Consider the following 26,238-nt stretch of genomic DNA (forward strand, 5'->3'; position numbering starts at 1 on the left):
AGGGATATCCTCGTCAACATCCCAGATCACGCGGCCCCAGCGGCCCCGCCCCTGCCAGCCAGTCACGCAGCACGCGGGCCTGCAGCGGCTTCTGCGCAAAGCTGATGTCCGGCAACCTCGTCAGCCGCGCGGCGCGGATCACCCGCGCCTGCCAGCGGTCGTCATGCCCGCTGCAAAGCAGGACGCGGCATGGGCAGGCACGCTCGGCAAGCACGCGCAGCACCGACACCCCGCCGCCGCCGGGCATCTCGATATCGCAGATCACCAGTGGCGGCACGCTGGCACGGATCGCCGCAATCGCCGCGGCAACGCTGTGATGCACGCAGACGCTGCCGATGCCCAGGTGTCGCAGCAGGAATACGGCATGCATGGCCGCCACGTCATCATCGTCCACGACCGCGGCGGCAGGACTCCCATGACCGGCTTCCCCGGCGGCGGCTGCCATCAGCGGACTCCCGGAAATTCCAGCGTGAAGGTAGTGCCCATACCGACATTCGATTCGCACACGATGCGCCCGCGCATCTGCGCGATCACGCTCTTGACGAATGCCAGCCCAAGGCCCGTGCCCTCCGCCGACGGCTGGCCCGGCACCGAAAACCTGCGGAAGCGCTGGAACAGGAACGGCAGGTCATTCTTGTCGATACCATAGCCCTGGTCGCGGATCACGCTGACAATGCGCCTGCCGCGCGCGTGCACCCGGCAATGGACGGTCTTCCCGTCCGGGCTGAACTTGATCGCGTTGTCCAGCAGGTTGACCAGCGCCCGCGTCAGCAGCTCACGGCTCGTGCGCACCATCATCGGCGCTTCTGGCATGTCCACGTCCACTCGGATGCCTTTTGCCATGGCCGCCGCGGCAACGCTGTCGCAAGCATCCATCACGATGCCGCGCAAGTCCGCCACTTCAGCCTTGCGCTCCACCGACTGCAGCTGGATCAGCCTGACAAAATCGTCGACCATGCCCAGCGTGCGCCGGGCATAGCGCTCGATCCGGTAGAACAGTTCCGGCTCGGCCTGGTAGGCGTCCGTGGACCGCGCCATCTCAAGCAGCGCGATGATCCCCGCCTGCGGCGAACGGATGTCGTGGGACAGTTCAGAGAGCAGCGCATCCTGGCGTTGCCGGCCGGCTGACAACGCATCGACAAAGCCGTCCAGCGGCGAGGCATAGCGCCGCGCCAGGTAGAACACACCGTAGCCAGTGGCCGCCATGATCAGCACGCCGGCGGCGAGCACCAGCAGCACTCGCAGCAGCCTCTGGTTGCGGGCCGCGCGCAGGCGGCTTTCCACTTCAACCAGGCATTGGTCCCGCACCTGGATGATCGATTTCAGCCCTGGCGTGTAACGGTCGGCAAACTCCGCGGCGCCAAGATGCGATCTGCCTTTGCGTTCGATCTCGAGAATCAGGGCGCTCACCAGCATCGAGGCGTCCGCCAGGTAGTTGCGATGCAGGTCATCGAGCGCCTGCGCCAGGGCCGGACTCGCGCGCAGCCCGACCAGGCGTGCCTCGATCGCGTCGAGCAACTGGATCACGCGTCCTTGCGTCATGGCCAGGCGCTTGACATCGCCCCTCGACATCGGGCGCCCGGTCACCAGCAGCTCGGTGATCAGTGATCCCTCCCGGCCTGCATATTCCCTGAGTTCGCCCGCGTTGCGCGCCAGCACGACCGGGTCCGTGACCGCGGGGGCATGCTCGACCAGCTCTGCGGTGGCGCTGCTCAGCGCCGGCGTGAAACGCGTGGCGGCGGCGATCATCTCGGCCACGGCGGCATCGATGGCGCCCGGCTCGCGGGTGGCGCGCTCGTCAGCGATGATGCCATCCATGGCCTGGCGCCCCCGCTCCAGTTGCGTGCGCACATCGGCAGTGGCACGGGCGATCAGCGGGCAACGCTTGCATGGCAGCGCCGCGGCTTCGGCCGCGAGCCTCGCCAACAACTGGTCGGAAACCCTGCGCGCGGCGCGCAACGCCTGGATACGCACCACGGACTTCCGTTCGTCATCCTGCAGCAGCGCATTGGCCGGCCCACGTTCGGCCGAAACCGCCTCAAAGGCCTGCAGGGTCGCACGCAGCAGCCCCAGCATCTGCATGGCCGCCCCGGCATTCCGGTAGGCCATGAACTCAAGCTCTACCGAGCGGCACACCGGCACGAACACCAGCACCAGCAGCGCGGCGCCGACGATCCAGTAGGCGCGCCGCAAGCGCGACAAGTCCTTAGCGCGCTGGCGCATCCGGGCCATGAACTGCCTCAAGCCTGTATCCATAGCCATAGATCGTGGAGAGCCTGACACCGTTTTCTACCCGCATGCCCAGCTTGGCGCGCAGGTTGCTGACGTGTGCATCGAGCGTGCGCGATTCGACCAGTAATGCCCTGCCCCATATCGCGAGATACAGGCGTTCGCGCGACAGGATCTCGCCGGGGTGGTCGAAGAACTGCAGCGCCAGCGCGAACTGGGTCGCAGTGAGGCGCACCTCCTCGTCCCCGCGCCACACCTGCCCGGCGAAGCGGTCCAGGCGGAACGCGCCCAGCGTCACCACGCGCTGCGCGGCGCCGCGCGTGCGCCGCGTCAGCGATTCAATGCGGGCCAGTACCTCGGTACGCAGCGGCGGCTTGCGGATATAGTCGTCCGCCCCGGCATTGAGCGCCGTGACCACGTCGTCTTCGGCGGTTCTCTGCGTCAGCACGATGGCTGGCGTATTCCGGCAATGCCGCAGGCGCACCCAGATCAGCACTTCCAGGCCGCTGTAGGCCGGCACCTCCCAGTCGAGAACCAGCAGGTCGAATGGCTCTTTCTGCAACAGGCGGATGAACTCCATGCCGTTGCGTGCGCTGCATACCTCGTGTCCGGCAGCCGTCAGCCATGAGACGAGGAGCGTCAGTTGCACCTCGTCGTCCTCCAACACGGCAATCCTCATGCCTCTACCCAGAGTTGTTCGAGCGGTGACCCGGGGCCAATAGCGCGCCCCCTTGTCGGCAGGAGTATTGCGACATGCACGACGATTTCCTTTGAATTCTTATAGAAACTTTACAGTTGCAGGCCGGCTCGCCGGCGCCCACACGCCGGCCCTTGCGGTGCAGCATGTGGTGTCACCGGCTGTCGCCGACAACATCCAGGCGATAGCCATGGCGGTTGACCCGCGCCAGGCGCAGGCCGTTGGCGGGATGAATGCCCAGCTTGCGCCGCAGCGCGCGCACATGCCTGGCGATGGTCGCCGCCGCCACCGCGTCCGGCTCTCCCCACACCCATGTGCATAGCCACCGCGCGGAAACCACATGACCGGCGTTCTCGAGCAGACGCGCGGCCAGCGCAAACTGGGTCGCGCTCAACCGCACTTCAGCGCCGCCAGACCAGGCACGGCCATGCGTGCGATCCAGGCGGATGACACCCACGCAGATCGGCCCTGCCAACTGGCGCGTGCAACGGCGCAGCACGGCGCGCAAGCGCGCCAGGGTCTCTTCGCGGCACAGCGGGCGTCGCAGGAAGGCATCGGCACCGGCAAGCAAGGCCGCGGCGGCGGCGTCTCCACTGGCATCGCCGGCGAGGACCAGGACTGCCGCATGGCGGCATTGCCGTAGCGGCGGTGCGGCGCCATGGCCCGCGGCGCAGGCAAGATCCCAGTCCAGCATGACAGCGTCATATACGCGCCGCTGCAGCGCGCCGGCCAGGGCGCCGCATTTGGAAAAGCAACTGACCTCATGGCCGGCATGACGCAGCCATGAGGCCAGCTCGCGTTGCCGCTGCGCATCCGCATCCAGCAGCGCGACAGATTTTGGTTCGGTGGTGCCCACTGCAGCCTCCAGCGTTGCCAGGGCCGGCCCAACACAATGCCGCAGACCTACCCGTGCATTCTCCAGGTGCCGGACGCTGGCATGCCGTGGCACGACGTGCCGCGCTGGACACCAGCGTAATGGCGCCAGTCTTCCACGACGCAAGGCGTGGCAGGCAGCATGCAGACATTGTTTTGCATTCCCGCGCCTGCACGGCGCCGGGAATGGAGAGACGGATCAGGCGAGTCCGGTCAGGAAGGGGCCGGGGAGCAAGCCTGCGGCCGATTGCGGGGAAGATTCGTCGGCTGGGCTTTCACGCTTGCTTTCCAGGCGGTAGCCTTTGCTGTAGATGCCGGTCAGCTGCAAGGTGCAGGCAGCGTCGTTCAGCCCGAGCTTCTTGCGCAACTGGCTCATGTGCACGTCGAGCGCGCGCGAGTACTGGCGCTCCGGATGGCCCCAGATCGCCTGCGCGATATAGGCACGCGGCACGATCTCGCCGGTCCGGGAAAATAACAGGTGGGCAATTTCCGCCTCCATGGCGGTGAGCCGGATCTCCGCCCCGTTTACCGTGGCGCGATTGCCGGCGCAGTCGATCTGGTATTCCCCGACCCGCACGCGCCACCGGTCACGCGTGGGCGCGCACGCCAGCATGGCTGCAATCCGGTAAATCAGGTCCACCTGCCGGTGGCAGCCCACGATAAAGTCGTCCTGGCCCAGACGGGCATGCGCGGCAATAAAGGTCTCCATGTCGGTATCGAGCGCAAACAGCACCGCGGTCAGGGGATGGAAGCGGTGCAGGTGCGCCAGCGATGCCTCCAGCGACGGCCGGGCAAAGCCATTCACACAGATCACCAGCAGCTGGTACGGCGCGTCGCGCATGATGCGGACACAGTGTTCGAGGTCGCCGTGACCCTCGGCGGCGACTGCGATCCAGGCCCGGATGCGCGTGGCCAGCGTGTGCCGGCGCTCGGCATTGTGGTCGACCAATGCAACCCTCTTTAAGCCCTCGATTTCCACGGCAGTCGCTTAAAAGTATTACGTTGAAAACGACAACACAATACCCGACCGCATATTAATGAGCCGTTATCTTTATGAAAATTTACATTTCCAGGATCTCCCCTCGAATGTATTAAACGGTAATCAACATGCCCCGCCCAGAGAATTAATGCACCTTTTTAGCGCACTCACGGTTGGCATTTCTTCCTGCCGGAAAACGGCCGCTTCAAATAAGTCCGAAAACCCAAAACAATTCTACTGAATCCCCGCTGATTATCACCGCAGCCCACCACATTCGCGAAATCAGGATCGAAAATCGGAAAACCTGCGCATTAAGACGTTCATGTCTGCCGATAGATGCAGGCAAAGGGAGGCTTGTCGCCTTCCACTGCAGGCATGGCATGGCCCGGTTGGAAGACGTGTTGGCATGCGCTGCCTGCGCAGCAGGCAGCGCATGAGGAAAGTGAGCGCAGGAGACCCGCGCAGGACGACCTAGACCGCTGGCGGGGCCGGCCACACCGCGCCGGTCAGCGCGGCCAGCGCACTGTATGACGTGGCCAGGTGATAGGGCGAAGTCGACGGCATCTCCGCGCGCACCACCTCCCCCGAGCGCGCCACGCATTCATGCCAGCCTTTTTCCTGCAGGAAGCGGTTGCGGAACTGCTGCGTCCAGGCTTCCAGCGCCGCCATCGACTCCGGCGCGCCATGCACGGCAAGCGCGCGCGCGTACTCGGTCTGCGCCCAGATGCGCTGGGTATCGTCAAGCATGGAGCCATCGGCGTTCAGTGCCGCGCTGACGCCCTGCGTCGACGGCACCACGCCGTGACGCCGGGCAAAGGCAAAGGCCTGGTGCAGCGTATCGGCCAGCGGCAGGTCCCCGAACAGCGCCGGCCTGCCGGCCACCAGCGAGAACCACTCGAACTGATGGCCCGGCTCGATGCGGTTGCCGGCGCTGCCTTGCGGCAGTTCAGCAATGCAGCCGCTGGCCGGATCGACAAAGCGCTCATGCACGGCCATCGCGATCTCGCGCAGGCGCTCCGCATACCACTCGTCCCCGGTCGCATCCAGCGCGGCCAGGTAGGCCTCGGTCAGGTGCATGATGGGGTTCTGCAGCACGCCGGCGCCCTTGGGCCGGAAATGCTCGGTGAGCGCGGCCTGGTACAGGCCCGCGCCGTCGGCGAAGCGGTCCTCGACGATGTCGACGGTTTCATCGAGCACGTCGAGCGCGTCAGGGTTGCCGCGCCGCGCGTGGTAAGTGGCGCAGGCAAAGATCACGAAGGCATGGGTGTAGAGGTCGCGCGTGGCATCGAGCGGCGTGCCGGCCGGGTCGACGCTGTAGATCCACGCGCCCTCGCCATTGCCGAAGTAGGCCTGCAGCGAGCCGAAGAGCGTATCGGCATGCGCATGGTTGCCGGCCAGCGAGAACACATAGAGCTGGCGGGCGCACGCCATGGCGCGATAGCGGGCCGGCGGCAACGGCGCGGCACTGGCGCCGTCGAGTGCCTCGTAGGGTAACAGCAGGTCGGTATTCCAGCCGCTGGCGGTCCACAGCGGCAGCACGGTGGCATCGTAGTGTGCCGTCAGGGCGGCGACCCGTTGGCTGAGCTCAGGCGATATGGGCATGATCTGGCGAGGAAGTACAGGCGCGGCGGAGGCCGCAAAGGCCGTATCTTGCCATGCCGCAGCCGAAAGACAGTCATGGCATTTGCGGCTCCCAGTTGCTAGCATCAATGGCGCCCACCCGCGAATGGGAGACACCCATGTCGACTTTGCCCCTCACGCTGACTGACGATCACCGCACATTGGTGCTTCACGTCCTGGAAGATGCACCCGGCCAGTTCACCTGGCGCATCGTCATGCAAGAACGCTGCGGCGCCGCCGACGAGGATTGCACCGTCGCAGCGCCATCCACCTATGGCTCCCGTGCAGAGGCCGAGGCGGCCTGCTGGGCCGCCGGCAACGGCATACTGAACGGTCCGCGCGCCGCAGGCGAACTGCGCGCCACCTGAAGTGTCCGCGGCATCGCGCAACACTTGCACTACGTGCCACGTGTCCTAGTCTGAAAGCGTGGCAGTGGCAACGCGGGGTATGCATTACCCGCGGTTTTCCGTTCCGGCCACGCCCGGGCGACGTATGCTGCCCGGGGCGCTTCCTGCCACCTGCCTGTCATATTCCTGGCCTTAACTGACCTGGTCGCCATGCCGCCCCTAGAAACGGGCACGGTGGGCAAGGCCGCAGGAGCATGCAATGGATAAGCCGGTCGTCACGCCGCAGCGCTTCGTTGAGCTGATGAACGAGCGCCTCACCAAGCATCCCCTCTTCCGCGAGGGCATGCGCGTCTATGCCATCCCGCAGCACACCGACCATCCGCGCAGCCTGGTCTGCGTGGGGCCGCGCGGCACCGAATGCGTATGCGCCACCATTGAAAACATCGTGCGGGGTGAATGTGAAGTGTTCCCCGACATCGATCAGGACTGGCACCGCCCGCCCAAACCCGGCACCCCCGCCGAGATGCGGGCGCGCTGAGTTGCCCCGGCGTGCCCGACGCCTATGCCCAGCGGATGGCATGACCAGAACGTGACGTACCGCGGCCACCGCATCCATGTCGCGGCGCTGCGCTATGGCGGCCAGCATGACGGGTGGTGGACGCTGCGCGCGGAGATCTGGCATCACGGCAACAAGCTGGCGCTGCCCTGCCCGGCCGCGCAGACGCGCTTTGGCTGCGCCACCGACGCCACGCGCGCCGGCATTGCCTGGGGGCGCGAGGCCATCGACACGCACATCGCCGGCCAGCACGATGCCGAGGACGCGGCGCTGCAATAGCGCCGCTTTAGCCCATCAAACGTCGATCGCCGAATCCGACTTCACCTTGCGGCGCAGCTCGAACTTCTGGATCTTGCCGGTCGAGGTCTTGGGCAGCGGCCCGAAGTAGACCGCTTTGGGCACCTTGAAGCCCGCCAGCAGCGTGCGGCAATGCGCGATCAGTTCTTCCGCGCTGACGCTGGCGCCGTCCTTCAGTTCGACAAACGCGCATGGGGTCTCGCCCCACTTGGCATCGGGCTGCGCCACCACCGCGGCAGCCAGCACCGCGGGATGCCGGTAGAGCGCGTCCTCCACCTCCACGCTGGAGATATTCTCGCCGCCGGAAATAATGATGTCCTTGCTGCGGTCCTTGATCTTGATATAGCCGTCGGGCATGCACACGCCCAGGTCGCCGGTATGGAACCAGCCGCCGGCAAAGGCCTCGCGCGTGGCCTTCTCGTTCTTGAGGTAGCCCTTCATGCAGATATTGCCGCGGAACATGATCTCGCCAATGGTCTCGCCATCGGCCGGCACGGGCTGCATTGAATCGGGATCGAGCACCGCCACCTGCGACTGCAGGTGATAGCGCACGCCCTGGCGCGCCTTCCTGACCGCGCGGTCCTGCTCGGACAGCGTGCTCCAGTCATCCTGCTCGGCGCAGACGGCGGCCGGGCCGTAGACCTCGGTCAGGCCATAGACATGGGTCAGCTCGAACCCCATCGCCTCCATCTGCGCCAGCACCGCGGCCGGCGGCGGTGCGCCGGCCACCATGCCGCGCACCGGACCGCGCACGCCCTCGCGCCACGCGGCGGGCGCATTGACCAGCGCGGTATGCACGATCGGCGCAGCGCAGTAGTGCGTCACGCCCTCTTCGCGCATCAGGTCGAACACCAGCCTGGGCTCGAACTTGCGCAGGCACACGTTGACGCCCGCGCGCGCCGCCACGGTCCACGGGAAGCACCAGCCATTGCAGTGGAACATCGGCAGCGTCCACAGGTAGACCGGGTGCTTGGGCAAATCCCACTCAAGGATATTGGACACGGCATTGATGGCCGCGCCGCGGTGGTGGTAGACCACGCCCTTGGGGTCGCCGGTGGTGCCCGAGGTGTAGTTCAGCGCGATGGCTTCCCACTCGTCGGCCGGCATGTGCCACGCGTAGTCCGGGTCGCCCGAGGCGAGGAACGCTTCGTAATCGGTGTCGCCGAATGGCGCCTGTTGCGGGCCCAGCACGTCATGCACGGCAATGACCTTCAGGCCGGGGATCTCCAGCGCCATCTGGCGCGCCAGGTCGGCAAACTCGGTATCGGCCAGCAGCACACGCGCCTCGCCATGGCGCAGCATGAAGACCAGGTTGGCGGCGTCGAGGCGGATATTCAGCGCATTGAGCACGGCACCCGCCATCGGCACACCGAAATGCGCCTCCACCATGGCCGGCGTATTGGGCAGCAGCGCGGCCACGGTATCGCCCTTGCCGATGCCGGCCCGCGCCAGCGCGCTGGCCAGGCGGCGTGCGCGCGCGTAGGTGTCGCGCCAGTTCTGGCGCAGCGGGCCGTGCACGATGGCCAGGCGCTCGCCGTACACCTCGGCGGCGCGGACCAGGAAGTCGATGGGCGTAAGCGGCACGAAGTTGGCCGTGTTGCGGGCCAGGCCGCTGTCGAAATCGGTGGGCATTACTTGTGTCTCCGCGTATCTGGCGGCGTTGGCGGCGTGGCCGCGCAACAGGCCGCGTGATGCTGTCAATGCGCTGCAGGGGTGCAGCGATGTCCGGGGCGAGGTGACCATTGTCCGCGCCATCCGGCGCTGTCACTTTTTCTGGCACAAGGCTATCATCGCACACGCTGGCGCACTGTCGCCCAGACGACAAACCTGCCGCAAACCCGCGCCAGGCAAGGCTTACACGATTCTTACAGGGACCCGGCCCGACCCGCGTGTCCATGCCATGAGCGAACCCGCAGACCCGATTTCCGCCCCTGCCGTAGTCCTTGCCGGCCATGCATGGTTCGGCGCACTGGCGCCGGAACACCAGGCGCTGGCCGCGCGCGAAACGCTGCTGCAGTCCTTTGCCGCGGGCACCTTAATCGCCCGGCGCGGCGAGCCGTCGCGCCACTGGATCGGCGTGGACAGCGGCCTGATCAAGCTGGCGGTGTACACCCCCGACGGACGCGGCTGCACCTTCTCCGGCGTGCCCGCAGGTGGCTGGTGCGGCGAAGGCAGCGTGATCAAGCGCGAAGACCGCCGCTATGACGTGATCGCGATCCGCGACTCGCAGGTGCTGCTGGTGCCAGAGCCGGTGTTCAACATGCTGCTGGCGCAGAGCCTGCCGTTCGCCAGCTTTGTCGTGCGCCAACTCAACGAGCGCATGGGCCAGTTCATCGCCACCGTGCAGAACGACCGCCTGCTGGGCGCCGATGCGCGCGTGGCGCAGGCCATCGCGCAACTGTTCCACCCGGACCTGTATCCGCGCACCAGCCCCGTGCTGGAGCTGTCGCAGGAAGAGATCGGCCTGCTGACCGGGCTGTCGCGCCAGCGGGTCAACCAGGCGCTGCGCCGGCTGGCCGATGCCGGCATGGTCCACCTGTCCTACCAGAGCATCCGCGTGACCGACCTGCCCCGGCTGCGCCACTTCGGGTTGTCCGAGCTGTAACGCCGCCGCCACCGGGCGCCGTGAACGATCAAACCGACGATGTCCGCGGCCTTGCGCGGCCCGTGGAATCCTGCGACAGTTACCGGCCGCCCCCCTCCGCTCAGCTTCCGGGTTGTCTTCCGCATGCCGCTTGTCAGCCGTCACCACGTCCGCTTTGCCCGCCTGCGCTTCCCCTTTGCCGTGCACGTACAAGCCCTGCACGGCACGGCCAGCCTGCGCGACGCCAATGCGCGGCGCGAGGTGCGGCCCGGCGACCCGTTCGTGGTCCACGCCTTTGCCCACTTCGACTGCGACTTGCCCGGCACGTGGCAGCACCCCTGCGCCATCGTCCTGACCGCCGTCCCGGACAGTGAATGTCCCCGCCTGGCCGGCAAGCCCGGCGACAGGCCCTGGTCGCGCCGCTTTGCCGGCCTGGTCTTTTCCCGCCCCGATACCGACTGGAATGTCGAGCGCCTGGCCGCGCAATGGCAGGTGCCGGCACGCCAGGTGCGCGCCCGGCTCTTCGCCGAAGGCGAGGCGCTGCACCCGCTGCTGCGCGAGCAACGCGCCGCCCATGCCCTGCACGCGCTGGCCGCCGCCGGCCCGGTGTCTTCGCTGGACGCACTGGCGGCGCATGCCGGCCTGCGCTCCGGCAGCGCGCTGGCGCGCAGCTGGCAGAACTGGTTCGGCATCGATGCGGCGCGCCTGGTGGAAGATTGCCGGGCAGGCAGCCGCACCACAGTGCCTGCCCCCACCTGGCCCGGCCTTGTGCCGACAGCTGCCTGACGCAGCGGCCTCCGCGTCACACACTCCCGACAATTTGTCAATCGCCTGAACACGGGTTGGCCGCATCCCCCCTATCCCGCAGACTCGCCTCGCGGGGCGGGTCAACCACCCTGTGGGCGGGGCCTGCATGAGCCGGATATCGACCACCGCAGGACTCCACCAGAACAAAAACCATACAGGGCGAAACGGGATGAAAACAAAACAACTGTTCTTGACGGGTCTGGCGACGGCGGTCCTGTCTGCATGCGGAGGCGGCGATGGCGGTTCGACCGCGCCGACCACCACCACGGCGGCGCCTGCCGCGACCAAGATCAGCGGCACGGCCGCAGTTGGCGCCGCACTGGGCAATGCCCCCGTGCAAGCCAAGTGCGCATCGGGCAGCGGCACCGCCACCACCGCGGCGGACGGCAGCTTCACCATCAGCATCGAAGGCGCGACGCGCCCCTGCGTGCTCAGCGTCAAGGCGCCTGACGGCACCACGCTGCATTCCGTGGTCGAAGCCGGCACCGGCACCACCGCGACGGCCAACATCACGCCGCTGACCGAACTGGTCACCGCTTCGCTGGCACAGGGCAATACCGACGCCTTCTTCGAGCAGTTTGATGCAAACGCGCAAGCCAGGCTCACCTCCGACAACGTAAGCAGCGCCGTCGGCGCGGTGCGCCTGGTGCTGACGGGTGTGGTCGACCTTTCCAGCGTCGACCCGGTCAAGGACCCGCTAGTGGCCGCCAACGGCGCCAACGCCGGCAATGCACAGGACCAGTTGCTGGACCAGCTGGGCGATCGCCTGGAGGCGTCCAAGACAACGCTGGCCGAGCTTTCTTCGGCAGTCGCTTCCAATGCCGGCGCGGCGGCGGTCCAGACCGCACTGCAACCGGCAGCGGCCAGCTGCGCCGGGTTGAAGACCGGAAAGTACCATGTCGTCGAACTGGGCACGCCGAGTGGCGAAACCGGCGAAATGGACGCCGCCACGCTGCAGTTCAAGCTGGGCACTGACGTAACCGCCCTCACCGCCGACGCATCGGAGGCCTGCCGCTTCACGGTGCCCAGTGGCGCAGGCACCGACACCGTGCTGGTATCCAAGTCGGGCCTGAGCGTGGTGCTGCCTCCGGCTGGCACGGTCAACCGTCTGCCTGCCCTGCTGATTCCGGCCCAGGCACTGACCCTGGCCGACCTGGCCGGCGACTGGAATGGTTTTGGCTATGAGCGCGACGGCTCGATGCCGTTCGCAGCGACGCGCGTGAAGTTCAGCCTGGATGCCGCGGGCAAGGTGACCGCCGGCGCAGACTGCTCGGGCCTGGATTCGTGCGCGGCATGGCTGCCGGATGAGTTTCCCACCATCACGCTCAATCCCGATGGCGGCCTGAACGTCACCGACCAGGGCGGTGGTACGGAGCGGGCCTATGCGTTCAAGGGCACCGACGGGCAACTGGTCATCGTCTTCACCCACGGTGACGGATTCACGATGGCCACCAAGCGGATCGCCCGTGCGCTGCCTACCGTGGGCGCGACCAATTCGTTCTGGGACACGAACATTCTCCCGGTGGACAGCAACTCCGCTACGGCCGATGGCATCAGCACGACGACGGCCTCCACAGTCAAGTTCACCGCGGTGGATGCCCAGGCAAACACGTACACGCGCGAGCGCGACGACGGACGGGTGGACACCTGGAAGGTGAACACCCCGCTCGACGGCCTGCGCTACCGCGCCCCGACCCCCAACAACAGCGGTGGTAGCGAAACCATTGGCATGTCGATTGGCAGCACGGGCCTGAATGTGGCGATCGGCGTGAATACGGCTCGCCGCTTCTTCAGCATCTCGGTCAACCGTCCGTAACTCCGCTGCAAGTCGTAATCCGGACAGCTACGTCCGGACAACGATTCAAGCCGGTGCCGTCCTGCGGCGCCGGCTTTTTTCTTTCCCGCTCCGACCGCAAGCAAAAAAATACCCACAGCCGGGTGGTAGTGGGTAACGAAAAGTGGTGTAGGCACGTCGCGGAACTGCCCACGGCTAGAATCTTCGCATCGCCACGCCGCGCGGCAAATAATCTTTCCGGACTAGTCGCACTCACGCATCTTGTGCATGGACAAGCGCCCGGGATTCTTGTCCAATGGCTTTCGCCCGCTGCCCGCCCCTCGCCAATGTCCCGCGCCCGACTGCTGCTGATCGACGACCATACCTTGTTCCGCACCGGCCTGCGCCTGGTGCTGGCCGACAGCCCCAGCGTGGCGCATATCATCGAGGCCGGCTCGGTCATGCAGGCGGTGCAGGACCATGGCGGCGCGGCAGTCGATATCCTGCTGCTCGATATCCAGATGCCGGGACTGAACGGCATCGAAGGCGTCAAGGTGCTGCGCCGGCATTTCCCCGCCGCGCGCATCCTGATCGTGTCAGGCACATCGAGCCTGGAGATCATCCCGGCCGAGGTGCGGCGCGAAATCGCGGGCTTCCTGCCCAAGTCCGCCGATGCCCGCGAGATCGAGGAAGCGATCGCCTGTTGCCTGGCAGGCGGCACCCATTTTTCCGGCGATGCCGATGCCGGCATCCAACCGCCCCCGGCGCCCTACGCCGCCAGCGCGCTGACGCCGCGCCAGCTGGAGGTGCTGCACCAGCTCACGCTCGGCCGCTCGAACAAGGTCATTGCCTACCATATGGGCCTGTCCGAAAACACCGTGCGCGTCCATGTCGCGGCCATCCTCAATCATCTTGGGGTGGTCAGCCGCGTGGAAGCCATCCTTGAAGCCCAGCGCCGCGGCCTGGTGCAGGCGGCGCGGTGATGGCGGACCTTGCTGCATCGTCACGCATCCGGCTTCCGTGGCTGCCCCGCTACGACGAGCCGCGGCTACTGGCCGCGCAGATGACCCTGATCGACCAGAGCTTCAGCAGTGCCATGCTGGGCTGCTCGCTGGCGGCCTTTATCCTGGCGACGGGCCTGACCCTGACCGGCAACCGGCCCGGCGCCCTGCCCTGGGCGTGCGCGATGGCCCTGGCCTGCGCGATTGCGTATTTCGGCCGGCTGCGGCTGCCGGGACGGCTGTCCGAAGCCGGCGCGGGGCGCTATGCGCGCGGCATGACCGCGATGCTGACGCTGATCGGCGCGCTGTGGGGCCTGGTGGCATGGCTGTACCTGGACGTGCGCCAGCCAGCGGTGGTGATCTGCGTGTTGTCGCTGATCGCCGGCATGAGCGCGGCGGCGCTGGCCGTGTTCTCGGCCTGCCTGCCGGTGGCGATCGGTTTCTTCCTCCCGGCGATCGTGCCGGTCTGGATCGCATTCCTTGCCACCGGCGATATCGAATACCTGCCGATGTTCCTCGGCACGCCGCTGTACCTGTGCATGCTGCTGGTCTTTGCGCGCAACTACGCGCGCGTGGCGCGGCATGCGATTGCGCTGCGCTTCGAGAACGTGGAGCTGATCTCGCAGCTGCGCGAGCAGACCGCGCGCGCCGAGGCCGCACAGCATGCGGCCGAAGAAGCCAGCCGGGCCAAGTCGGTGTTCCTGGCCTCCGCCAGCCATGACCTGCGCCAGCCGCTGCATGCAATGGGACTGTTCCTGGTATCGCTCGGGCGCACCGGGCTGGATGAACGCCAGCGCCAGCTGGTGGCGCATATTGAAGCCTCGTCCGGCGCGGCGCGCGAGATGCTGAACTCGCTGCTGGATTTCTCCAAGCTGGAGGCAGGCGTGATCACGCCCCGGGCGCGCGCCTTCCGCCTGCAGCCGCTGCTGCACAAGCTGGAAAACGAGTTCGCGCCACAGGCCGACGCGCGCGGGCTGGTGTACCGCACGCGCGATACCACCGCCATGCTCTACGGCGACCCCACGCTGGTCGAGCTGGTGCTGCGCAACCTGATCGCCAATGCCATCCGCTATACCCGGCAAGGCGGCGTGCTGGTGGCCTGCCGCATGCGCCGGCTGCACGCCGTGGTCGAGGTCTGGGACACCGGCATCGGCATACCCGCCGCGCAGCACCGGGACATCTTTCGGGAATTCCACCAGCTGGGCAATCCGGAGCGCGACCAGCGCAAGGGGCTGGGCCTGGGCCTGGCCATTGTCGACGGCCTGGCACGCACCATGCGCACGCGCGTGACGCTGGGCTCACGGCCCGGGTGCGGCTCGGTGTTCCGCTTCGGCATGCCGCTGGCATGGGGCACGCCGGAAGAAGCGCCACGCCCGCCGGCGCCGCACGGCCTGGACGGGCTGCGCGTGCTGGTGATCGACGACGACGACGCCATCCGCACCGCCATGTCCGAACTGCTGGCGGCGTGGCAATGTGAGTGCCGCACGGCCGAATCCGAGGAAGAAGCGCTCGCGCTGCTGTCATCCTTCACCCCGGCGCTGATCCTGGCGGACTACCGCCTGCGCGGCCACCGCACCGGCCAGGAAGCACTGGACGCGATCCGCCAGCGGCTGGGCCGACACGTGCCGGCAATCATCATCACAGGGGATACGGCGGCAGACCGGCTGCGCACCGCGCACGCGTCCGGCACCGCGCTGCTGCACAAGCCGGTGGTACCGCAGGAATTGCAGGCAGCGATCGATACGCTGCTGCGCGACTCGCCCACGCAGGGCGAAGGCGAGCACGACCGTCAGGCGGCGGCCGTGGCAAAGTAAGCAGCACCCCCGCTCAGCCGGGGGCCGGCGGCGTCAGCCGCCCGAGTGCAGCGGGGACAGCGAATAGGCGAGCACCAGCCCCGCAACGATCGCCGGGGAACCCAGCCGGATCGCGGTGCTGCGGGTCAGCACGCCCAGATACACATACAAACACACCAGCACCATCGCAGTCACATACAGCAGGCTGTCATAGACTTGCATGGATGTCTCCCTTGCCATTGTTCTTATTGCTTTACTTCGGTGGGCTGCCGACGGGGCGTGATGCGGGGGTCTTGCGGGAATGCGTGGGGGGCGCTCCGTCGCCAGCATGCTATGGCTGTCTGTTGAAATGATAGTCACCACTTCGACGGAGCGTGGCAATCATGGAAATCCCTTTGCGGCACCGCACCAGTCATGATGCAGCGCCGCAAAGCAATGTCTTGATACAAGGAATCCGTGCGCACGCAACGGCGCGCACCGGCCGGTCTTAATCCGCGGGCAGCATCTCCGGGTTCCAGGCGATTTCCCACAGATGCCCGTCGGGATCCTGGAAATAGCCAGCGTACCCGCCCCAGAACGTGTCCTGCGCCGGCTTGACCACGCTGGCGCCTGCGGCCAGCGCCTGGGCCATCACCGCATCCACTTCCGCCTTGTCGCCGACGTTGTGCGCCAGCGAGAAATCCGTCTGCGCGCGCGGCGTCACCGGCAGTCCGGTGTCATGCGCAAGGCTGGTGCGCGGCCAGACTGCCAGCTTCAACCCGGCCTGCAAGTCGAAGAAGGCCACCGCGCCGTGCTCGAACTGCTCGCCGACGATGCCGGCGGTGGGCAGGCCCAGGCAGTCGCGATAAAAGCGCACCGCACGCTGCAGGTCATCGACACCCAGCGTGATCAGCGTAATCCGGGGTTTCATGGCGGATATCTCCTGTGTCGACCGGCAGCCTAGCGCTGCCCGAAAGCCGCATCGGCGAACAAGTCCTTCAGTTCGCGCGGCTGCGACCGCCAGTATTGCTTCGGCGCCTGCACGCTTGCGCCCAGCCGCGCGGCCGCATGCCAGGGCCAGCGCGGGTCATACAGCATGGCACGGGCCAGCGACACGGCGTCGGCTTCATGGTTGGCGATGATGGCCTCGGCCTGCTCCGGCTCCGTGATCAGACCCACCGCAATGGTCGGCAGGCCAACCTCGGCCTTCACGCGCTGTGCGTAGGGCACCTGGTAGCCGGGCCCGAGCTTGATTGCCTGCTGCGGCGACACCCCGCCGGTGGTCACGTGGATTGCCGCGCAACCGCGTGCCTTGAGGGCCTTCGACAAAGCCACCGTTCCTTCGATATCCCATCCGCCCGGCACCCAGTCGGTTGCGGAAATACGCATCCACACCGGACGCTCCGCCGGGAACACCTCACGCACCGCGTCGAACACCTCGATCGGGAACCGCATGCGGTTCTCCAGGCTGCCGCCGTATTCGTCGTCACGATGGTTGGCCAGCGGCGACAGGAACTGATGCAGCAGGTAGCCGTGCGCGGCATGGATCTCGATCCCATCCAGCCCCAGCCGTGCCGCACGCCTTGCCGCCGCGACAAAGTCATCGCGCACCTTGTCCATGCCGGCACGGTCCAGCGCGACAGGCGGGACTTCTTCCGCGCCATGCGGTACCGCAGAGGGCGCCACGGCATGCCACCCACCGGGCGCATCCGGCGCGATCTGCTGCCCGCCATCCCACGGCGCCTGGCTCGACGCCTTGCGGCCGGCGTGCCCCAGCTGGATCGCGATGGCGATCGGCGAATGCGCGCGCATCGCCTTGATCACGCGGCCAAGCGCCGCCTCGTTTTCGTCCGAGTACAGGCCCAGGTCCTGCGGTGTGATGCGCCCTTCGGGCGAGACTGCCGTGGCCTCCACGATCAGCATGCCGGCGCCGGACAGCGCGAGCGAACCGAGGTGGATCATGTGCCAGTCGCCCGCATTGCCGTCCTGCGCGGAATACTGGCACATCGGGGCAATGATGATGCGGTTGGCGAGGGTGAGATCGCCGATGGCGAGCGGTTCGAACAGAAGGCTCATGCGTGCTGCTCCTTGCTGGGATCGGACAGGAAGTATCGATTCTAGGCCGGCGCCGGAATTGCTGCCGGCCCGGCCACGCCGCTACGCCGCCGCCAACGGATCGCGCGCTGCCAGCCGCAGCCAGCTTGCGATCGCGGCCAGCCCGGCGAAGCCCGCGCCCAGCGCCAGGGCCAACCCCGGCCCGTGGTCGCCGGCGATGCCAAAGCACAGCGCCACCAGCGCCGCACCGGTGGCCTGCCCCAGCAGCCGCGCCGTGGCCACCACGCCGCTGGCGCCGCCGCTGCGCTCGCGCGGGGCGCTCGTCATCAACGCCTTGAGGTTGGGGGACTGGAAGAAGCCGAAACCCGCGCCGCAGATGCACATGCGGATGCCGATATCGAGCGCGCTGGGGTCGGCCGGCAGCATGGCCAGCGACAGCATGCCGACGCTGAGCACCGCCAGCCCTACGCCGCCGAGCACGGCCGGCGGATAGCGGTCAGACAGGCGCCCGGCAAGCGGACCGATCAGCGCCACCACGACGGACCACGGGGTCAGCAGGAAGCCGGTCTCGACCTGCCCGCGCCCGAGCACGTGCTGGAAGTAAAACGGCAGCGAGACGAAGGCCAGGCCCTGCGCGGCGAACGAGCACACCGCGGTCAGCGTCGACAGCGCGAACATGGGCCGCCGGAACAGGTCCACCGGCAGCATCGGTGCCGGATGGCCGCGCTCGCGCCACAGCAGCAGGCCGAACGTCACCACGAAGATGCCCGCCGCGGCCAGCGACAGATGCAGCGGCGCGCGCTGTGCGCCCTCGCCCAGCGCGAGGACCAGCGCGGCAAAGGCAACCACGCTGAGCCCCGCCGCGACGCGGTCGAAGCCGTGCGTGCTGCGCGGCGTCTGCGGCAGCGAGCCGCGTCCGATCGCCAGCGCCAGCAGGCCGATCGGCAGGTTGACGGCGAACAGCCACGGCCACGTGCCGAACGAGAGGATCACCGAGGCCACGGTGGGGCCCACCGCGAACGACACGCCCACCACCAGCGCATTGAGCCCCAGCCCGCGCCCGAGCCGGTGCGTGGGGAAGATCGCGCTGATCAGCGCCGTGTTGACGCTCATGATGGCCGCCGCGCCGATGCCCTGCAGCACCCGCGCCGCCGCCAGTGTCGGCAGCGACCATGCCAGCGCGCACACCACGGAGGCGGCGGTGAACAGCACCACGCCGCCAAGGTAGATGCGCCGGTGGCCCACCACGCCGCCCAGCGCCGCGAACGGCAACAGCGTCGACACCATCGCCAGCTGGTAGGCATTGATTACCCACACCGAGGCCGCGGGCGTGGCGCGCAGGTCTGCCGCGATCGACGGCAGCGCCGTATTGGCGATCGCGGTATCCAGGGTGGCAAGGGCAACGGCGATGAGGATGGCTGCCATGCCGCGGCGCTCGCGCGAAGTCATGGCGGCGTCCGCGGTGGAGGCGGGCTGGAGGGGGGCTGTGCTGGACACTGTCTTTACCGGTTGCCGCCATGCCGGGATCAGTGGGTGCAGGGGCTGCACGCTGGCATGGCGATCATCAGGCAAGACGATACGGGAAAACCCTTCAACGTGCTGAAGACGCGTTCATATGTATGTACATTGTCGCCCCCCTGCCCGGCCAATGACACTGAGCACTGGCCGGTGCCACGCTCCCCGGGGTTACTGCACCGACAGCCCGCCATCCACGCCGATGCTCTGCCCGTTGATAAAGCGCCCGGACGGTGCCGCCAGCAGGACGGCAAGCCCCGCGACATCACTGGCCTCGCCGATGCGCCGCATCGGCACGCCGGCAGCCAGCCGCGCCTCGCGCTCCGGATCGCCCCACAGCGCCTCGCGCGAGAACTCCGTGCGCACCGGGCCGGGATTGATCGCGTTGACGTTGATGCCGGACGGCCCCAGCTCCAGCGCCAGGCTGCGTACCGCCTGGTCGATGGCGGCCTTTGTCACGCTGTACATCCCCAGGAAGGCAGAGCCACGCTTGGCGGCAATGCTCGACATGAAGATGATGGATCCGTCACGGCGATCGATCATCTGCGGCGCCAGGGCGTTCACCAGCACCAGGTTGCCGCGCACATTGCCCGCCATGGCAGCATCGAACACCTCGGGTCCCTGGCTCAGCATCGACCCGGGCTGGCCGCTCGCGGCGGCATTGAGCACCAGTGCATCGACGCGCCCGTACGCGGCCAGCGCCTGCTCCGCGAAGGCGCGCACGCTGTCAACGTCGGCGATATCGCAGGCGATGCCGGTGGCGCGGATGCCCTCGGCCTCCAGCTGACTGGCGGCATTGCGCGCCGCGCCTGCATCGCGCCCGGACACCACCACGGCGGCGCCGGCCGCGCCAAGCGCGCGCGCCATTTCCAGGCCCATGCCGCGCGTGGAGCCGGTAATGACGGCAACGCGGCCGCCAAGGTCGAATAGATTCTGCATGACTGATCACTCCTGTGAGGATTGGGAGCCGGCGCCTGGACAGCACATCGGCACAAATGCGGCGAAAGGGAGACTGCACATAGATGATGCTTGTCATCTATTGAATAAAGTATGGCCATCATCTAAACTCCGGTCAAGGTAGAAATCTCGAAGAGGTCTTCAGATGGCACGCGCATCACGCGAACAAACCGACAAGAACCGCGAGGCGATCGAACAGGCGTCGTCGCGCCTGTTCCGCGAACGCGGCCTGAATGGCGTCAGCGTGGCCGAGTTGATGGCCGACGCGGGCCTGACCCATGGTGGCTTCTATGGCCACTTCGCCTCCAAGGACGCGCTGGCCGCGCAGGCCTGCAAGCGCGCGTTTGAAGAATCGAACGCCCGCTGGGAACGCCGCCTGGCCCGCGCCGACGGCGACCGCAAGGCCATGCTGGCCAACCTGGTGGAGCCGTACCTGACCGCCGCGCATTGCGCCAACCCGGGCATGGGCTGTGCCGCGTCGGCGCTGGCCGTGGACGTGGCCCGTGAGCCCGCCGGCAAGCCCGTGCGCCACGCCTACGTGGAAGGCTTGCGCGGGATGGTGGACAACATGGCGCAGACCGTTGAATCCGATGACCCGCAGGTGCGCCACGACGAAGCGCTGGTGCGCATGGCGCTGCTGGTCGGCTCCCTCACGCTGGCGCGTGCCACCGACGGCGATCCGCTCTCCGACGAGATGCTGAACGCCGTGCGGAGCCAATTGCTGAGCAGCACCGCCTAAACCCCGTTTTCCCCCAGCCTGAAACACCCCGCCGCCAGACGCGGCGGGGATGGCTTCGCCGTGCCCTTTGCCAACGCCTCCCAGACCCTGACAACGAGACCCCCATGTTCGCGCAAGCCCTTTCCAGCCGGCTCGACCGGCGCGGCATCCACTACGCGTGGCTGGTCGCCGCCCTGACCTTCCTGGTGATGCTCACCACCTCGGCCGCGCTTGGCCTGCCCGGTGCCTTCCTAAAGCCGCTGACCACGGAGATGGGCTGGAACACCGACCAGATCTCATCGATCCTGGCCTTCCGCTTTGCGCTGTTCGGACTGATGGCGCCGTTCTCGGCGCTGCTGATGGATCGCTTCGGGGTGCGCAACGTGGTCTGCGCCGCGCTGGCGCTAATTGCCGGCGGCATGGCGCTGGCCACCGTGTCGACCGAGTTGTGGCAGCTCTTTGTCGCCTGGGGCGTGATGCTGGGCGTTGGCTCCGGGCTGACTGCGCTGGTACTGGCGGCCGTGGTCGCCAACCGCTGGTTCAGCGCGCGGCGCGGGCTGGTGATCGGCATCCTGACGGCCAGCGCGGCGACGGGGCAACTGGCCTTCCTGCCGGTGGCCGCCTGGCTGATCGAGCATATGGGCTGGCGCGTGGCCGTGCTGCCGGTACTGGCTGCCTGCGCGGCGCTGGCGCTGCTGGTATTCGGGCTGATGCGCAACCGCCCCGCCGATGTCGGCCTGGCGGCGTTCGGCGAAGTCCCGGCCCATCCAGCCACGCCGCCCGCCGCACAACCCGTCACGCCGTTCACGCTGCGCGGGCCGTTCCTGGTGCTGCGCGATGCCGCCCGTACCCAGACCTTCTGGGTACTGGCCGGCACCTTCTTCATCTGCGGCCTGAGCACCAACGGGCTGATCCAGACCCATTTCATCGCGCTGTGCGGCGACTTCGGCATGGGCCCGGTGCCGGCCGCCTCGGCGCTGGCGATGATGGGTGCGTTCGATTTCGTCGGCACCATCCTGTCGGGCTGGCTGTCGGACCGCTACGACAGCCGCAAGCTGCTGTTCTGGTACTACGCGCTGCGTGGCCTGTCGTTGTTCTGGCTGCCGCATTCGACCTTCACGCTGTACGGCCTGTCGATCTTTGCGATGTTCTATGGCCTGGACTGGATCGCCACGGTGCCGCCCACGGTCAAGCTGGCGGCAACCGCTTTCGGGCGCGAGCGCGCACCGATGGTGTTCGGCTGGATTTTCGCGGCCCACCAGATCGGCGCGGCCGTGGCGGCGTTCGGCGCGGGGATGAGCCGTACGCTGCTGCTGACCTATACGCCGGCGCTGTATGCGGCCGGTGCGGCCTGTATGGTCGCGGCGTTGCTGGCGCTGATGGTCAGCCGGACACGCGCGGCGGCGGCAACCGAGGCAGCGCGGGCGTAGCCTGCGCTGCCTCGGTGCCAGCCTCAACCTCCCTTCGCGTAAGCCACGAACGAATACAGGCTCGGCGGCCGCTGGTCGCGCGACACGACATTGATGCGCAGCGCCGAGGCCACTACCGGGCCGGGCAGCGACAGGAAGCGGTTTTGCCCGATGTCGGTGCCGCTGGCGACCACCTGCCACTGCCCGTTGACATTGGCGTCCACGGTGAAGCTGCTGGTCCAAGCGGAAAAGCGCGGGTTCCGGCCCCTTCAGCCTTTGCCCTTGCCCCTGGTCGCGGCGGCTTTCCCCTGCGAGCGCCCTGCGGTCCGTTTTGGCACCGCTTCCGGCTTCGCCGCCTGGGCCGACTTCATGAAGTTGCTTTCGCTGGTGGTCACGCCCACGATCCGGGCGAGCTGCCGGCTTACGCTGATGTAGGCGTGGCCCATGCGGGCATCGAAATACAGCGCGTCGCCCCGCGCCAGGTGCAGCTTCTCGCCGTTGTCGAAGTGTATTTCGATCTCGCCGCTGAGCACATAGACAAACTCCTCGCCGGGATGGCGCGAGAAGTCAGCGGGGCCCTCGATGCGGCGCGCATGCACGGTGCCGACCACCGGGCTCATCTGCTTGCCGACGGCCTCTGCGCCAAGAAATTCATAGGTCAGCGACGATCCCCGGTAGATCACGCCCGCGCCGGCCCGGGTCACGACCGGCCCCTGGAACGGTGACGTCTTCGTGCCGGCACCCGCGAACATCGAGCCCATGTCCATCTGCAGCGCCTGGCCCAGCGCAGCAAAATTCTCGTAGCCCAGCGCCAGTTGCCCGCGCTCCGCACGCGAGATGGTGGTGATCGAGACGCCCGACAGTTCGGCGAGGTGCGCCAGCGTCCAGCCGAAGGCCTTGCGCGCCGAGCGCAGGCGCTTGCCAAAGGTTTCGCGGTCGAGCGTGCGCGACTCGTCGTCATCGGTCCCGATGCCGCTGCCGCGCCCCTGGGCGGTGTGTGGTTTCAAGCCTGCGTCCTTTTTTCCGTTGGACGGAATGCTAACAGAGCAGACCGCGCCAAGGCTCATCCCTGGCGCCCACCTTAGCGCAAGATTTGCGTATCCGCAATTTGCATATACGCAAATTCTTGCCTACACTCACTCCCATTCCGAATGCACGAGCGCCCCGCAGGCGCTCTCCTGCCACCTGATCCATGCGCCCGACTCACGCTGCCTCACCGATTCCAGCCGACTATCTCATCATCGGAGGCGGCATTGCCGGTGCTTCCGTCGCGTACTGGCTCGCGCCCCATGGCCGCGTCATCCTGCTCGAACGCGAAGCCCAGCCTGGCTACCACTCGACCGGCCGCTCGGCGGCGTTGTTCATGGAAAGCTACGGCACCACGCAGGTCCGCGCGCTGACGATGGCAAGCCGCGCTTTCCTGCAGGATCCGCCGCCGGGTTTTGCCTCGCACCCGCTGCTCACGCCGCGCGGCGCGCTGATGGTCGCCGGCCCCGGGCAACAGCATTTGCTTGACGCGCACTGGGAAGTGGTGCGCGCCGTCGATCCCGACGCCCGCCTGCTGAGTGCCGCGCAAGCGTGCGAGCGCGTACCGGCGCTGCGCGCGGAGCAACTGGCCGGCGGCGTTTATGAGCCCGGCGCCGCAGACATGGATGTGGACGCGATCCACCAGGGCTACCTGCGCGGCATGCGCCAGGCCGGCGGCAAGCTGGTGTGCGATGCCGAAGTCACGGCCATGGCACGCGTGCGGGACCACTGGCACGTGGAGGCTGGCGGGGCGGTATATGCGGCACCGGTGGTACTCAACGCCGCCGGCGCCTGGGCCGACGTCATCGCGCGGCTGGCCGGCGTGCAGCCGCTGGGGATTGAACCGCGCCGCCGCTCTGCCTTCGTCTTCGCGCCGCCCGTGGAGATGGACACCAGCGGCTGGCCCATGGTCTTCGGCGCCGACGAGGACTGGTACATCAAGCCCGATGCCGGCATGTTGCTGGGCTCTCCGGCCAATGCCGACCCGGTCGAGCCACAGGACGTCCAGCCCGAGGAAATCGATATCGCGCTCGCCATCGACCGCATCGAGACCGCGACCTCGCTCAGGATCCGCCGTCCTGCGCGCACCTGGGCCGGGCTGCGCTCCTTCGTCGCCGACGGCGACCTGGTGGGCGGGTTCGACGACGCCGTGCCGGGCTTCTTCTGGGTGGCGGGCCAGGGCGGCTACGGCATCCAGACCTCGGCGGCCATGGGCGAGACCTGTGCCGCGCTGGCGCGCGGCCTGCCGGTGCCGGCGCCTCCCGCGTCGTTCGGCCTGAGCGCCGAGATGCTTGGGCCGGCGCGCCTGCGCCGCCTGGCCGCTTCGGCCTGAATCGCGCCTTCCCCCAAACCGCTAGTCCCCAACTGACCAGGAGCCAACCATCGTGCGTGTCTTCAGTGCCTCCCTCGCTACCGAAACCAACACCTTTGCGCCGATGCCCACCGGCCTGTCGTCCTTCAGGGATCGCGGCTACTTCGCGGCCGGCCAGCATCCTGACCAGATGACGTTTTTCTCGGGCCCGCTGTGGGCAGCACGGATACGCGGCAAGGAGCGCGGCTGGCAGCTGTGCGAAGGCATGGTGGCCGGCGCGCAGCCCAGCGGCACCACCACCCGCCATGCCTACGAAACCCTGCGCGAGGAACTGTTGGCCGACCTGCGCGCGGCGCTGCCGGTGGACATGGTGCTGCTCGGCCTGCACGGCGCGATGGTGGCCGATGGCTATGACGACTGCGAGGGCGACCTGCTGCAGCGTGTGCGCGCCATCGTCGGCCCCGAGGTGGTGATCGGCGCGGAGCTGGACCCGCACTGCCACCTGACGCCCGAGATGACGGCCTACGCCGACGTGCTGGTCGCCTTCAAGGAATACCCGCATACCGACGTGCTGGAACGCGCGCTGGAACTGGTCGACCTGTGCGCGGCCACGGTGGAAGGCAAGGTTCGCCCGGTGGCGGCAGTGGTCGATTGCAGGATGATCGTCACGGTCCACACCTCGCGCGAGCCGGCGCGCGGCTTCATCGAGCGCATCCAGTCGCTGGAAGGGCGCGACGGCGTGCTGTCGATCTCGGTGGCGCATGGATTTTCATGGGGCGATGTGCCGGGGATGGGCACCAAGGTGCTGGTCTACGCCGATGGCGACCAGGCCAGGGCCGATGCGCTGGCACGGCAACTGGCCGACGAACTGATCGCCATGCGCGATGGGCTCACGGTGCGCTACCCGGACATCGACACCTCGCTCGACGAGGCGCTGGCCTTCGACGGCGGGCCAGTGGTGCTGGCCGACGGCGCCGACAATCCCGGCGGCGGCGCAGCGAGCGACTCCACCTTTCTCCTGCGCCGCATGATCGAGCGCGGCATCGGCAATGCGGCGGTCGGCCCGGTGTGGGACCCGATCGCGGTGCGCATCGCCTTCGATGCCGGCGTGGGCGCACGCCTGTCGATGCGCATCGGCGGCAAGATCAGTCCGCTATCCGGCGACCCGCTGGACCTGGACTGCACGGTCAAGGCTCTGCTGCCCGACATGGTGATGACCGGGCTGTCCGACGCGCCGGTGCCGATGGGCGACTGCGCGCTGGTGGAAGCCAACGGCATCGACATCGTGCTGATCACGCTGCGCAACCAGGCCATGGGCACGGACATGTTCACCCAGCTGGGCTGTGACCTGGCGCGCAAGCAGATCATCGTGGTCAAGTCCTCGCAGCACTTCTACGCCGCCTTCTCGAAAGTGGCAAGGCACGTGATCTACGCAGGCGCCCCGGGTGCCGTCACGCTTGACCTCACGACCCTGCCCTATCGCAAGATCCAACGGCCCAAGTGGCCTCTGGACAGCGCCGCAGGCTGAGCGCCGGCCGCCTGGCTGCGATCACAACAACAACGAAAACGGAGACTGCAGTTGACATCCTCCCCTCCCTAAAGGGAGGAGATTCCCTCTACAGGCGATCGATGTCCCGATCGGGCAAGGATATTTAGCGCAGCGTTCACATCGCGATCATGAACAGCACCGCATTCACTGCATACCCACTG

At 67.6% G+C, this 26,238-nt stretch carries 27 protein-coding genes; 12 read left to right on the top strand and 15 right to left on the bottom strand.

Going from position 1 to position 26,238, the window contains the following annotated elements:
- Window positions 1–13: 13 nt before the first annotated feature.
- The 6 genes from ACW4E8_RS22710 to ACW4E8_RS22735 all read right to left on the bottom strand — a co-directional run bounded on the left by ACW4E8_RS22710 (window position 14) and on the right by ACW4E8_RS22735 (window position 6,380).
- Window positions 14–445 carry a response regulator gene (locus ACW4E8_RS22710; protein ID WP_456806606.1) on the bottom strand — a complete coding sequence of 144 codons (432 nt, stop codon included), beginning with the start codon at window positions 443–445 and terminating at the stop codon, window positions 14–16.
- A complete protein-coding gene (locus ACW4E8_RS22715) occupies window positions 445–2,244 on the bottom strand; it encodes a sensor histidine kinase (RefSeq protein WP_456806607.1) in 1,800 nt (599 codons plus the stop codon). Before ACW4E8_RS22715 ends, ACW4E8_RS22710 begins: the two co-directional genes overlap by 1 nt.
- A complete protein-coding gene (locus ACW4E8_RS22720; RefSeq protein WP_456806608.1) occupies window positions 2,207–2,908 on the bottom strand; it encodes a response regulator transcription factor in 702 nt (233 codons plus the stop codon). The genes ACW4E8_RS22715 and ACW4E8_RS22720 overlap by 38 nt, the downstream gene beginning before the upstream one ends.
- 172 nt (window positions 2,909–3,080) lie before the next feature.
- On the bottom strand, window positions 3,081–3,782 hold the full coding sequence (locus ACW4E8_RS22725; RefSeq protein WP_456806609.1) for a winged helix-turn-helix transcriptional regulator: 702 nt from the start codon (window positions 3,780–3,782) through the stop codon (window positions 3,081–3,083).
- Between the two features lie 216 nt (window positions 3,783–3,998).
- Complete coding sequence (locus ACW4E8_RS22730; protein WP_456806610.1) at window positions 3,999–4,748, bottom strand: winged helix-turn-helix transcriptional regulator; 750 nt, start codon at window positions 4,746–4,748, stop codon at window positions 3,999–4,001.
- A gap of 501 nt (window positions 4,749–5,249) precedes the next feature.
- Window positions 5,250–6,380 carry an AGE family epimerase/isomerase gene (locus ACW4E8_RS22735; RefSeq protein ID WP_456806611.1) on the bottom strand — a complete coding sequence of 377 codons (1,131 nt, stop codon included), beginning with the start codon at window positions 6,378–6,380 and terminating at the stop codon, window positions 5,250–5,252.
- Window positions 6,381–6,517: 137 nt separating this feature from the next.
- Here ACW4E8_RS22735 and ACW4E8_RS22740 point away from each other — a divergent pair, with 137 nt between their 5' ends.
- The 3 genes from ACW4E8_RS22740 to ACW4E8_RS22750 all read left to right on the top strand — a co-directional run bounded on the left by ACW4E8_RS22740 (window position 6,518) and on the right by ACW4E8_RS22750 (window position 7,580).
- Window positions 6,518–6,766 (top strand): hypothetical protein, encoded by a 249-nt coding sequence (locus tag ACW4E8_RS22740; RefSeq protein ID WP_456806612.1) that lies wholly within the window; start codon window positions 6,518–6,520, stop codon window positions 6,764–6,766.
- Window positions 6,767–7,004: 238 nt separating this feature from the next.
- Window positions 7,005–7,283, top strand: a complete 279-nt coding sequence (locus tag ACW4E8_RS22745; RefSeq protein ID WP_456806613.1) for a hypothetical protein — start codon at window positions 7,005–7,007, stop codon at window positions 7,281–7,283.
- Window positions 7,284–7,307: 24 nt separating this feature from the next.
- Window positions 7,308–7,580 carry a hypothetical protein gene (locus tag ACW4E8_RS22750; protein WP_456806614.1) on the top strand — a complete coding sequence of 91 codons (273 nt, stop codon included), beginning with the start codon at window positions 7,308–7,310 and terminating at the stop codon, window positions 7,578–7,580.
- A 15-nt stretch (window positions 7,581–7,595) separates the two neighbouring features.
- Here ACW4E8_RS22750 and ACW4E8_RS22755 read toward each other — a convergent pair whose 3' ends face one another.
- Complete coding sequence (locus tag ACW4E8_RS22755; protein ID WP_456806615.1) at window positions 7,596–9,230, bottom strand: acyl-CoA synthetase; 1,635 nt, start codon at window positions 9,228–9,230, stop codon at window positions 7,596–7,598.
- A 268-nt stretch (window positions 9,231–9,498) separates the two neighbouring features.
- Here ACW4E8_RS22755 and ACW4E8_RS22760 point away from each other — a divergent pair, with 268 nt between their 5' ends.
- The 5 genes from ACW4E8_RS22760 to ACW4E8_RS22780 all read left to right on the top strand — a co-directional run bounded on the left by ACW4E8_RS22760 (window position 9,499) and on the right by ACW4E8_RS22780 (window position 15,578).
- On the top strand, window positions 9,499–10,203 hold the full coding sequence (locus ACW4E8_RS22760) for a Crp/Fnr family transcriptional regulator (protein ID WP_456806616.1): 705 nt from the start codon (window positions 9,499–9,501) through the stop codon (window positions 10,201–10,203).
- 123 nt (window positions 10,204–10,326) lie between these two features.
- Window positions 10,327–10,968, top strand: a complete 642-nt coding sequence (locus ACW4E8_RS22765; RefSeq protein ID WP_456806617.1) for an AraC family transcriptional regulator — start codon at window positions 10,327–10,329, stop codon at window positions 10,966–10,968.
- 190 nt (window positions 10,969–11,158) lie between these two features.
- Window positions 11,159–12,805: a hypothetical protein gene (locus ACW4E8_RS22770; RefSeq protein ID WP_456806618.1), complete on the top strand. Its 1,647-nt coding sequence runs from the start codon at window positions 11,159–11,161 to the stop codon at window positions 12,803–12,805.
- 305 nt (window positions 12,806–13,110) lie between these two features.
- Window positions 13,111–13,746 (top strand): response regulator, encoded by a 636-nt coding sequence (locus ACW4E8_RS22775; protein WP_456806619.1) that lies wholly within the window; start codon window positions 13,111–13,113, stop codon window positions 13,744–13,746.
- Entirely contained in the window at window positions 13,746–15,578 is a 1,833-nt protein-coding gene (locus ACW4E8_RS22780; RefSeq protein WP_456806620.1) for an ATP-binding response regulator, read from the top strand. The genes ACW4E8_RS22775 and ACW4E8_RS22780 overlap by 1 nt, the downstream gene beginning before the upstream one ends.
- Window positions 15,579–15,611: 33 nt before the next feature.
- Here ACW4E8_RS22780 and ACW4E8_RS22785 read toward each other — a convergent pair whose 3' ends face one another.
- The 5 genes from ACW4E8_RS22785 to ACW4E8_RS22805 form a co-directional block, all read right to left on the bottom strand.
- Entirely contained in the window at window positions 15,612–15,779 is a 168-nt protein-coding gene (locus ACW4E8_RS22785) for a hypothetical protein (protein ID WP_456806621.1), read from the bottom strand.
- 265 nt (window positions 15,780–16,044) lie between these two features.
- Window positions 16,045–16,467, bottom strand: coding sequence for a VOC family protein (locus ACW4E8_RS22790; RefSeq protein ID WP_456806622.1), 423 nt, complete (start codon window positions 16,465–16,467; stop codon window positions 16,045–16,047).
- A 29-nt stretch (window positions 16,468–16,496) separates the two neighbouring features.
- Window positions 16,497–17,612, bottom strand: a complete 1,116-nt coding sequence (locus tag ACW4E8_RS22795; RefSeq protein WP_456806623.1) for an NADH:flavin oxidoreductase/NADH oxidase — start codon at window positions 17,610–17,612, stop codon at window positions 16,497–16,499.
- An 81-nt stretch (window positions 17,613–17,693) separates the two neighbouring features.
- A complete protein-coding gene (locus ACW4E8_RS22800) occupies window positions 17,694–19,040 on the bottom strand; it encodes an MFS transporter (RefSeq protein WP_456806624.1) in 1,347 nt (448 codons plus the stop codon).
- 237 nt (window positions 19,041–19,277) lie between these two features.
- Window positions 19,278–20,045, bottom strand: a complete 768-nt coding sequence (locus ACW4E8_RS22805) for an SDR family NAD(P)-dependent oxidoreductase (protein ID WP_456806625.1) — start codon at window positions 20,043–20,045, stop codon at window positions 19,278–19,280.
- 163 nt (window positions 20,046–20,208) lie between these two features.
- On the opposite strand from ACW4E8_RS22805, the gene ACW4E8_RS22810 reads away from it, so the two are divergent.
- Together ACW4E8_RS22810 and ACW4E8_RS22815 are read left to right on the top strand one after the other, a co-directional pair.
- Complete coding sequence (locus tag ACW4E8_RS22810) at window positions 20,209–20,802, top strand: TetR/AcrR family transcriptional regulator (protein WP_456806626.1); 594 nt, start codon at window positions 20,209–20,211, stop codon at window positions 20,800–20,802.
- Between the two features lie 104 nt (window positions 20,803–20,906).
- On the top strand, window positions 20,907–22,211 hold the full coding sequence (locus ACW4E8_RS22815) for an MFS transporter (RefSeq protein ID WP_456806627.1): 1,305 nt from the start codon (window positions 20,907–20,909) through the stop codon (window positions 22,209–22,211).
- A 23-nt stretch (window positions 22,212–22,234) separates the two neighbouring features.
- On the opposite strand, the gene ACW4E8_RS22820 is transcribed toward ACW4E8_RS22815, so the two are convergent.
- Together ACW4E8_RS22820 and ACW4E8_RS22825 are read right to left on the bottom strand one after the other, a co-directional pair.
- The gene (locus ACW4E8_RS22820) at window positions 22,235–22,414 is read right to left on the bottom strand and encodes a hypothetical protein (RefSeq protein WP_456806628.1); all 180 of its coding nucleotides are present in this window, start codon (window positions 22,412–22,414) and stop codon (window positions 22,235–22,237) included.
- Between the two features lie 45 nt (window positions 22,415–22,459).
- A complete protein-coding gene (locus ACW4E8_RS22825; protein ID WP_456806629.1) occupies window positions 22,460–23,197 on the bottom strand; it encodes a helix-turn-helix domain-containing protein in 738 nt (245 codons plus the stop codon).
- Window positions 23,198–23,382: 185 nt separating this feature from the next.
- On the opposite strand from ACW4E8_RS22825, the gene ACW4E8_RS22830 reads away from it, so the two are divergent.
- Window positions 23,383–24,549: an NAD(P)/FAD-dependent oxidoreductase gene (locus ACW4E8_RS22830; protein WP_456806630.1), complete on the top strand. Its 1,167-nt coding sequence runs from the start codon at window positions 23,383–23,385 to the stop codon at window positions 24,547–24,549.
- 52 nt (window positions 24,550–24,601) lie between these two features.
- A complete protein-coding gene (locus ACW4E8_RS22835; RefSeq protein WP_456806631.1) occupies window positions 24,602–26,056 on the top strand; it encodes a M81 family metallopeptidase in 1,455 nt (484 codons plus the stop codon).
- A 68-nt stretch (window positions 26,057–26,124) separates the two neighbouring features.
- Here the strand turns inward: ACW4E8_RS22835 and ACW4E8_RS22840 are convergent.
- Window positions 26,125–26,238 (bottom strand): zinc ribbon domain-containing protein (locus ACW4E8_RS22840; RefSeq protein WP_456806636.1); only part of this gene is annotated, 114 nt, incomplete at its 5' end.

It is taken from the genome of Cupriavidus sp. CP313, assembly GCF_054072015.1.

Bases quoted from the DNA above. Each gene is read 5' to 3' on its own strand.
- ACW4E8_RS22710 (WP_456806606.1), bottom strand. From the start codon at position 445: ATGGCAGCCGCCGCCGGGGAAGCCGGTCATGGGAGTCCTGCCGCCGCG.
- ACW4E8_RS22720 (WP_456806608.1), bottom strand. From the start codon at position 2,908: ATGAGGATTGCCGTGTTGGAGGACGACGAGGTGCAACTGACGCTCCTC.
- ACW4E8_RS22735 (WP_456806611.1), bottom strand. From the start codon at position 6,380: ATGCCCATATCGCCTGAGCTCAGCCAACGGGTCGCCGCCCTGACGGCA.
- ACW4E8_RS22740 (WP_456806612.1), top strand. From the start codon at position 6,518: ATGTCGACTTTGCCCCTCACGCTGACTGACGATCACCGCACATTGGTG.
- ACW4E8_RS22745 (WP_456806613.1), top strand. From the start codon at position 7,005: ATGGATAAGCCGGTCGTCACGCCGCAGCGCTTCGTTGAGCTGATGAAC.
- ACW4E8_RS22750 (WP_456806614.1), top strand. From the start codon at position 7,308: ATGCCCAGCGGATGGCATGACCAGAACGTGACGTACCGCGGCCACCGC.
- ACW4E8_RS22755 (WP_456806615.1), bottom strand. From the start codon at position 9,230: ATGCCCACCGATTTCGACAGCGGCCTGGCCCGCAACACGGCCAACTTC.
- ACW4E8_RS22760 (WP_456806616.1), top strand. From the start codon at position 9,499: ATGAGCGAACCCGCAGACCCGATTTCCGCCCCTGCCGTAGTCCTTGCC.
- ACW4E8_RS22765 (WP_456806617.1), top strand. From the start codon at position 10,327: ATGCCGCTTGTCAGCCGTCACCACGTCCGCTTTGCCCGCCTGCGCTTC.
- ACW4E8_RS22770 (WP_456806618.1), top strand. From the start codon at position 11,159: ATGAAAACAAAACAACTGTTCTTGACGGGTCTGGCGACGGCGGTCCTG.
- ACW4E8_RS22775 (WP_456806619.1), top strand. From the start codon at position 13,111: ATGTCCCGCGCCCGACTGCTGCTGATCGACGACCATACCTTGTTCCGC.
- ACW4E8_RS22780 (WP_456806620.1), top strand. From the start codon at position 13,746: ATGGCGGACCTTGCTGCATCGTCACGCATCCGGCTTCCGTGGCTGCCC.
- ACW4E8_RS22785 (WP_456806621.1), bottom strand. From the start codon at position 15,779: ATGCAAGTCTATGACAGCCTGCTGTATGTGACTGCGATGGTGCTGGTG.
- ACW4E8_RS22790 (WP_456806622.1), bottom strand. From the start codon at position 16,467: ATGAAACCCCGGATTACGCTGATCACGCTGGGTGTCGATGACCTGCAG.
- ACW4E8_RS22795 (WP_456806623.1), bottom strand. From the start codon at position 17,612: ATGAGCCTTCTGTTCGAACCGCTCGCCATCGGCGATCTCACCCTCGCC.
- ACW4E8_RS22800 (WP_456806624.1), bottom strand. From the start codon at position 19,040: ATGACTTCGCGCGAGCGCCGCGGCATGGCAGCCATCCTCATCGCCGTT.
- ACW4E8_RS22805 (WP_456806625.1), bottom strand. From the start codon at position 20,045: ATGCAGAATCTATTCGACCTTGGCGGCCGCGTTGCCGTCATTACCGGC.
- ACW4E8_RS22810 (WP_456806626.1), top strand. From the start codon at position 20,209: ATGGCACGCGCATCACGCGAACAAACCGACAAGAACCGCGAGGCGATC.
- ACW4E8_RS22815 (WP_456806627.1), top strand. From the start codon at position 20,907: ATGTTCGCGCAAGCCCTTTCCAGCCGGCTCGACCGGCGCGGCATCCAC.
- ACW4E8_RS22830 (WP_456806630.1), top strand. From the start codon at position 23,383: ATGCGCCCGACTCACGCTGCCTCACCGATTCCAGCCGACTATCTCATC.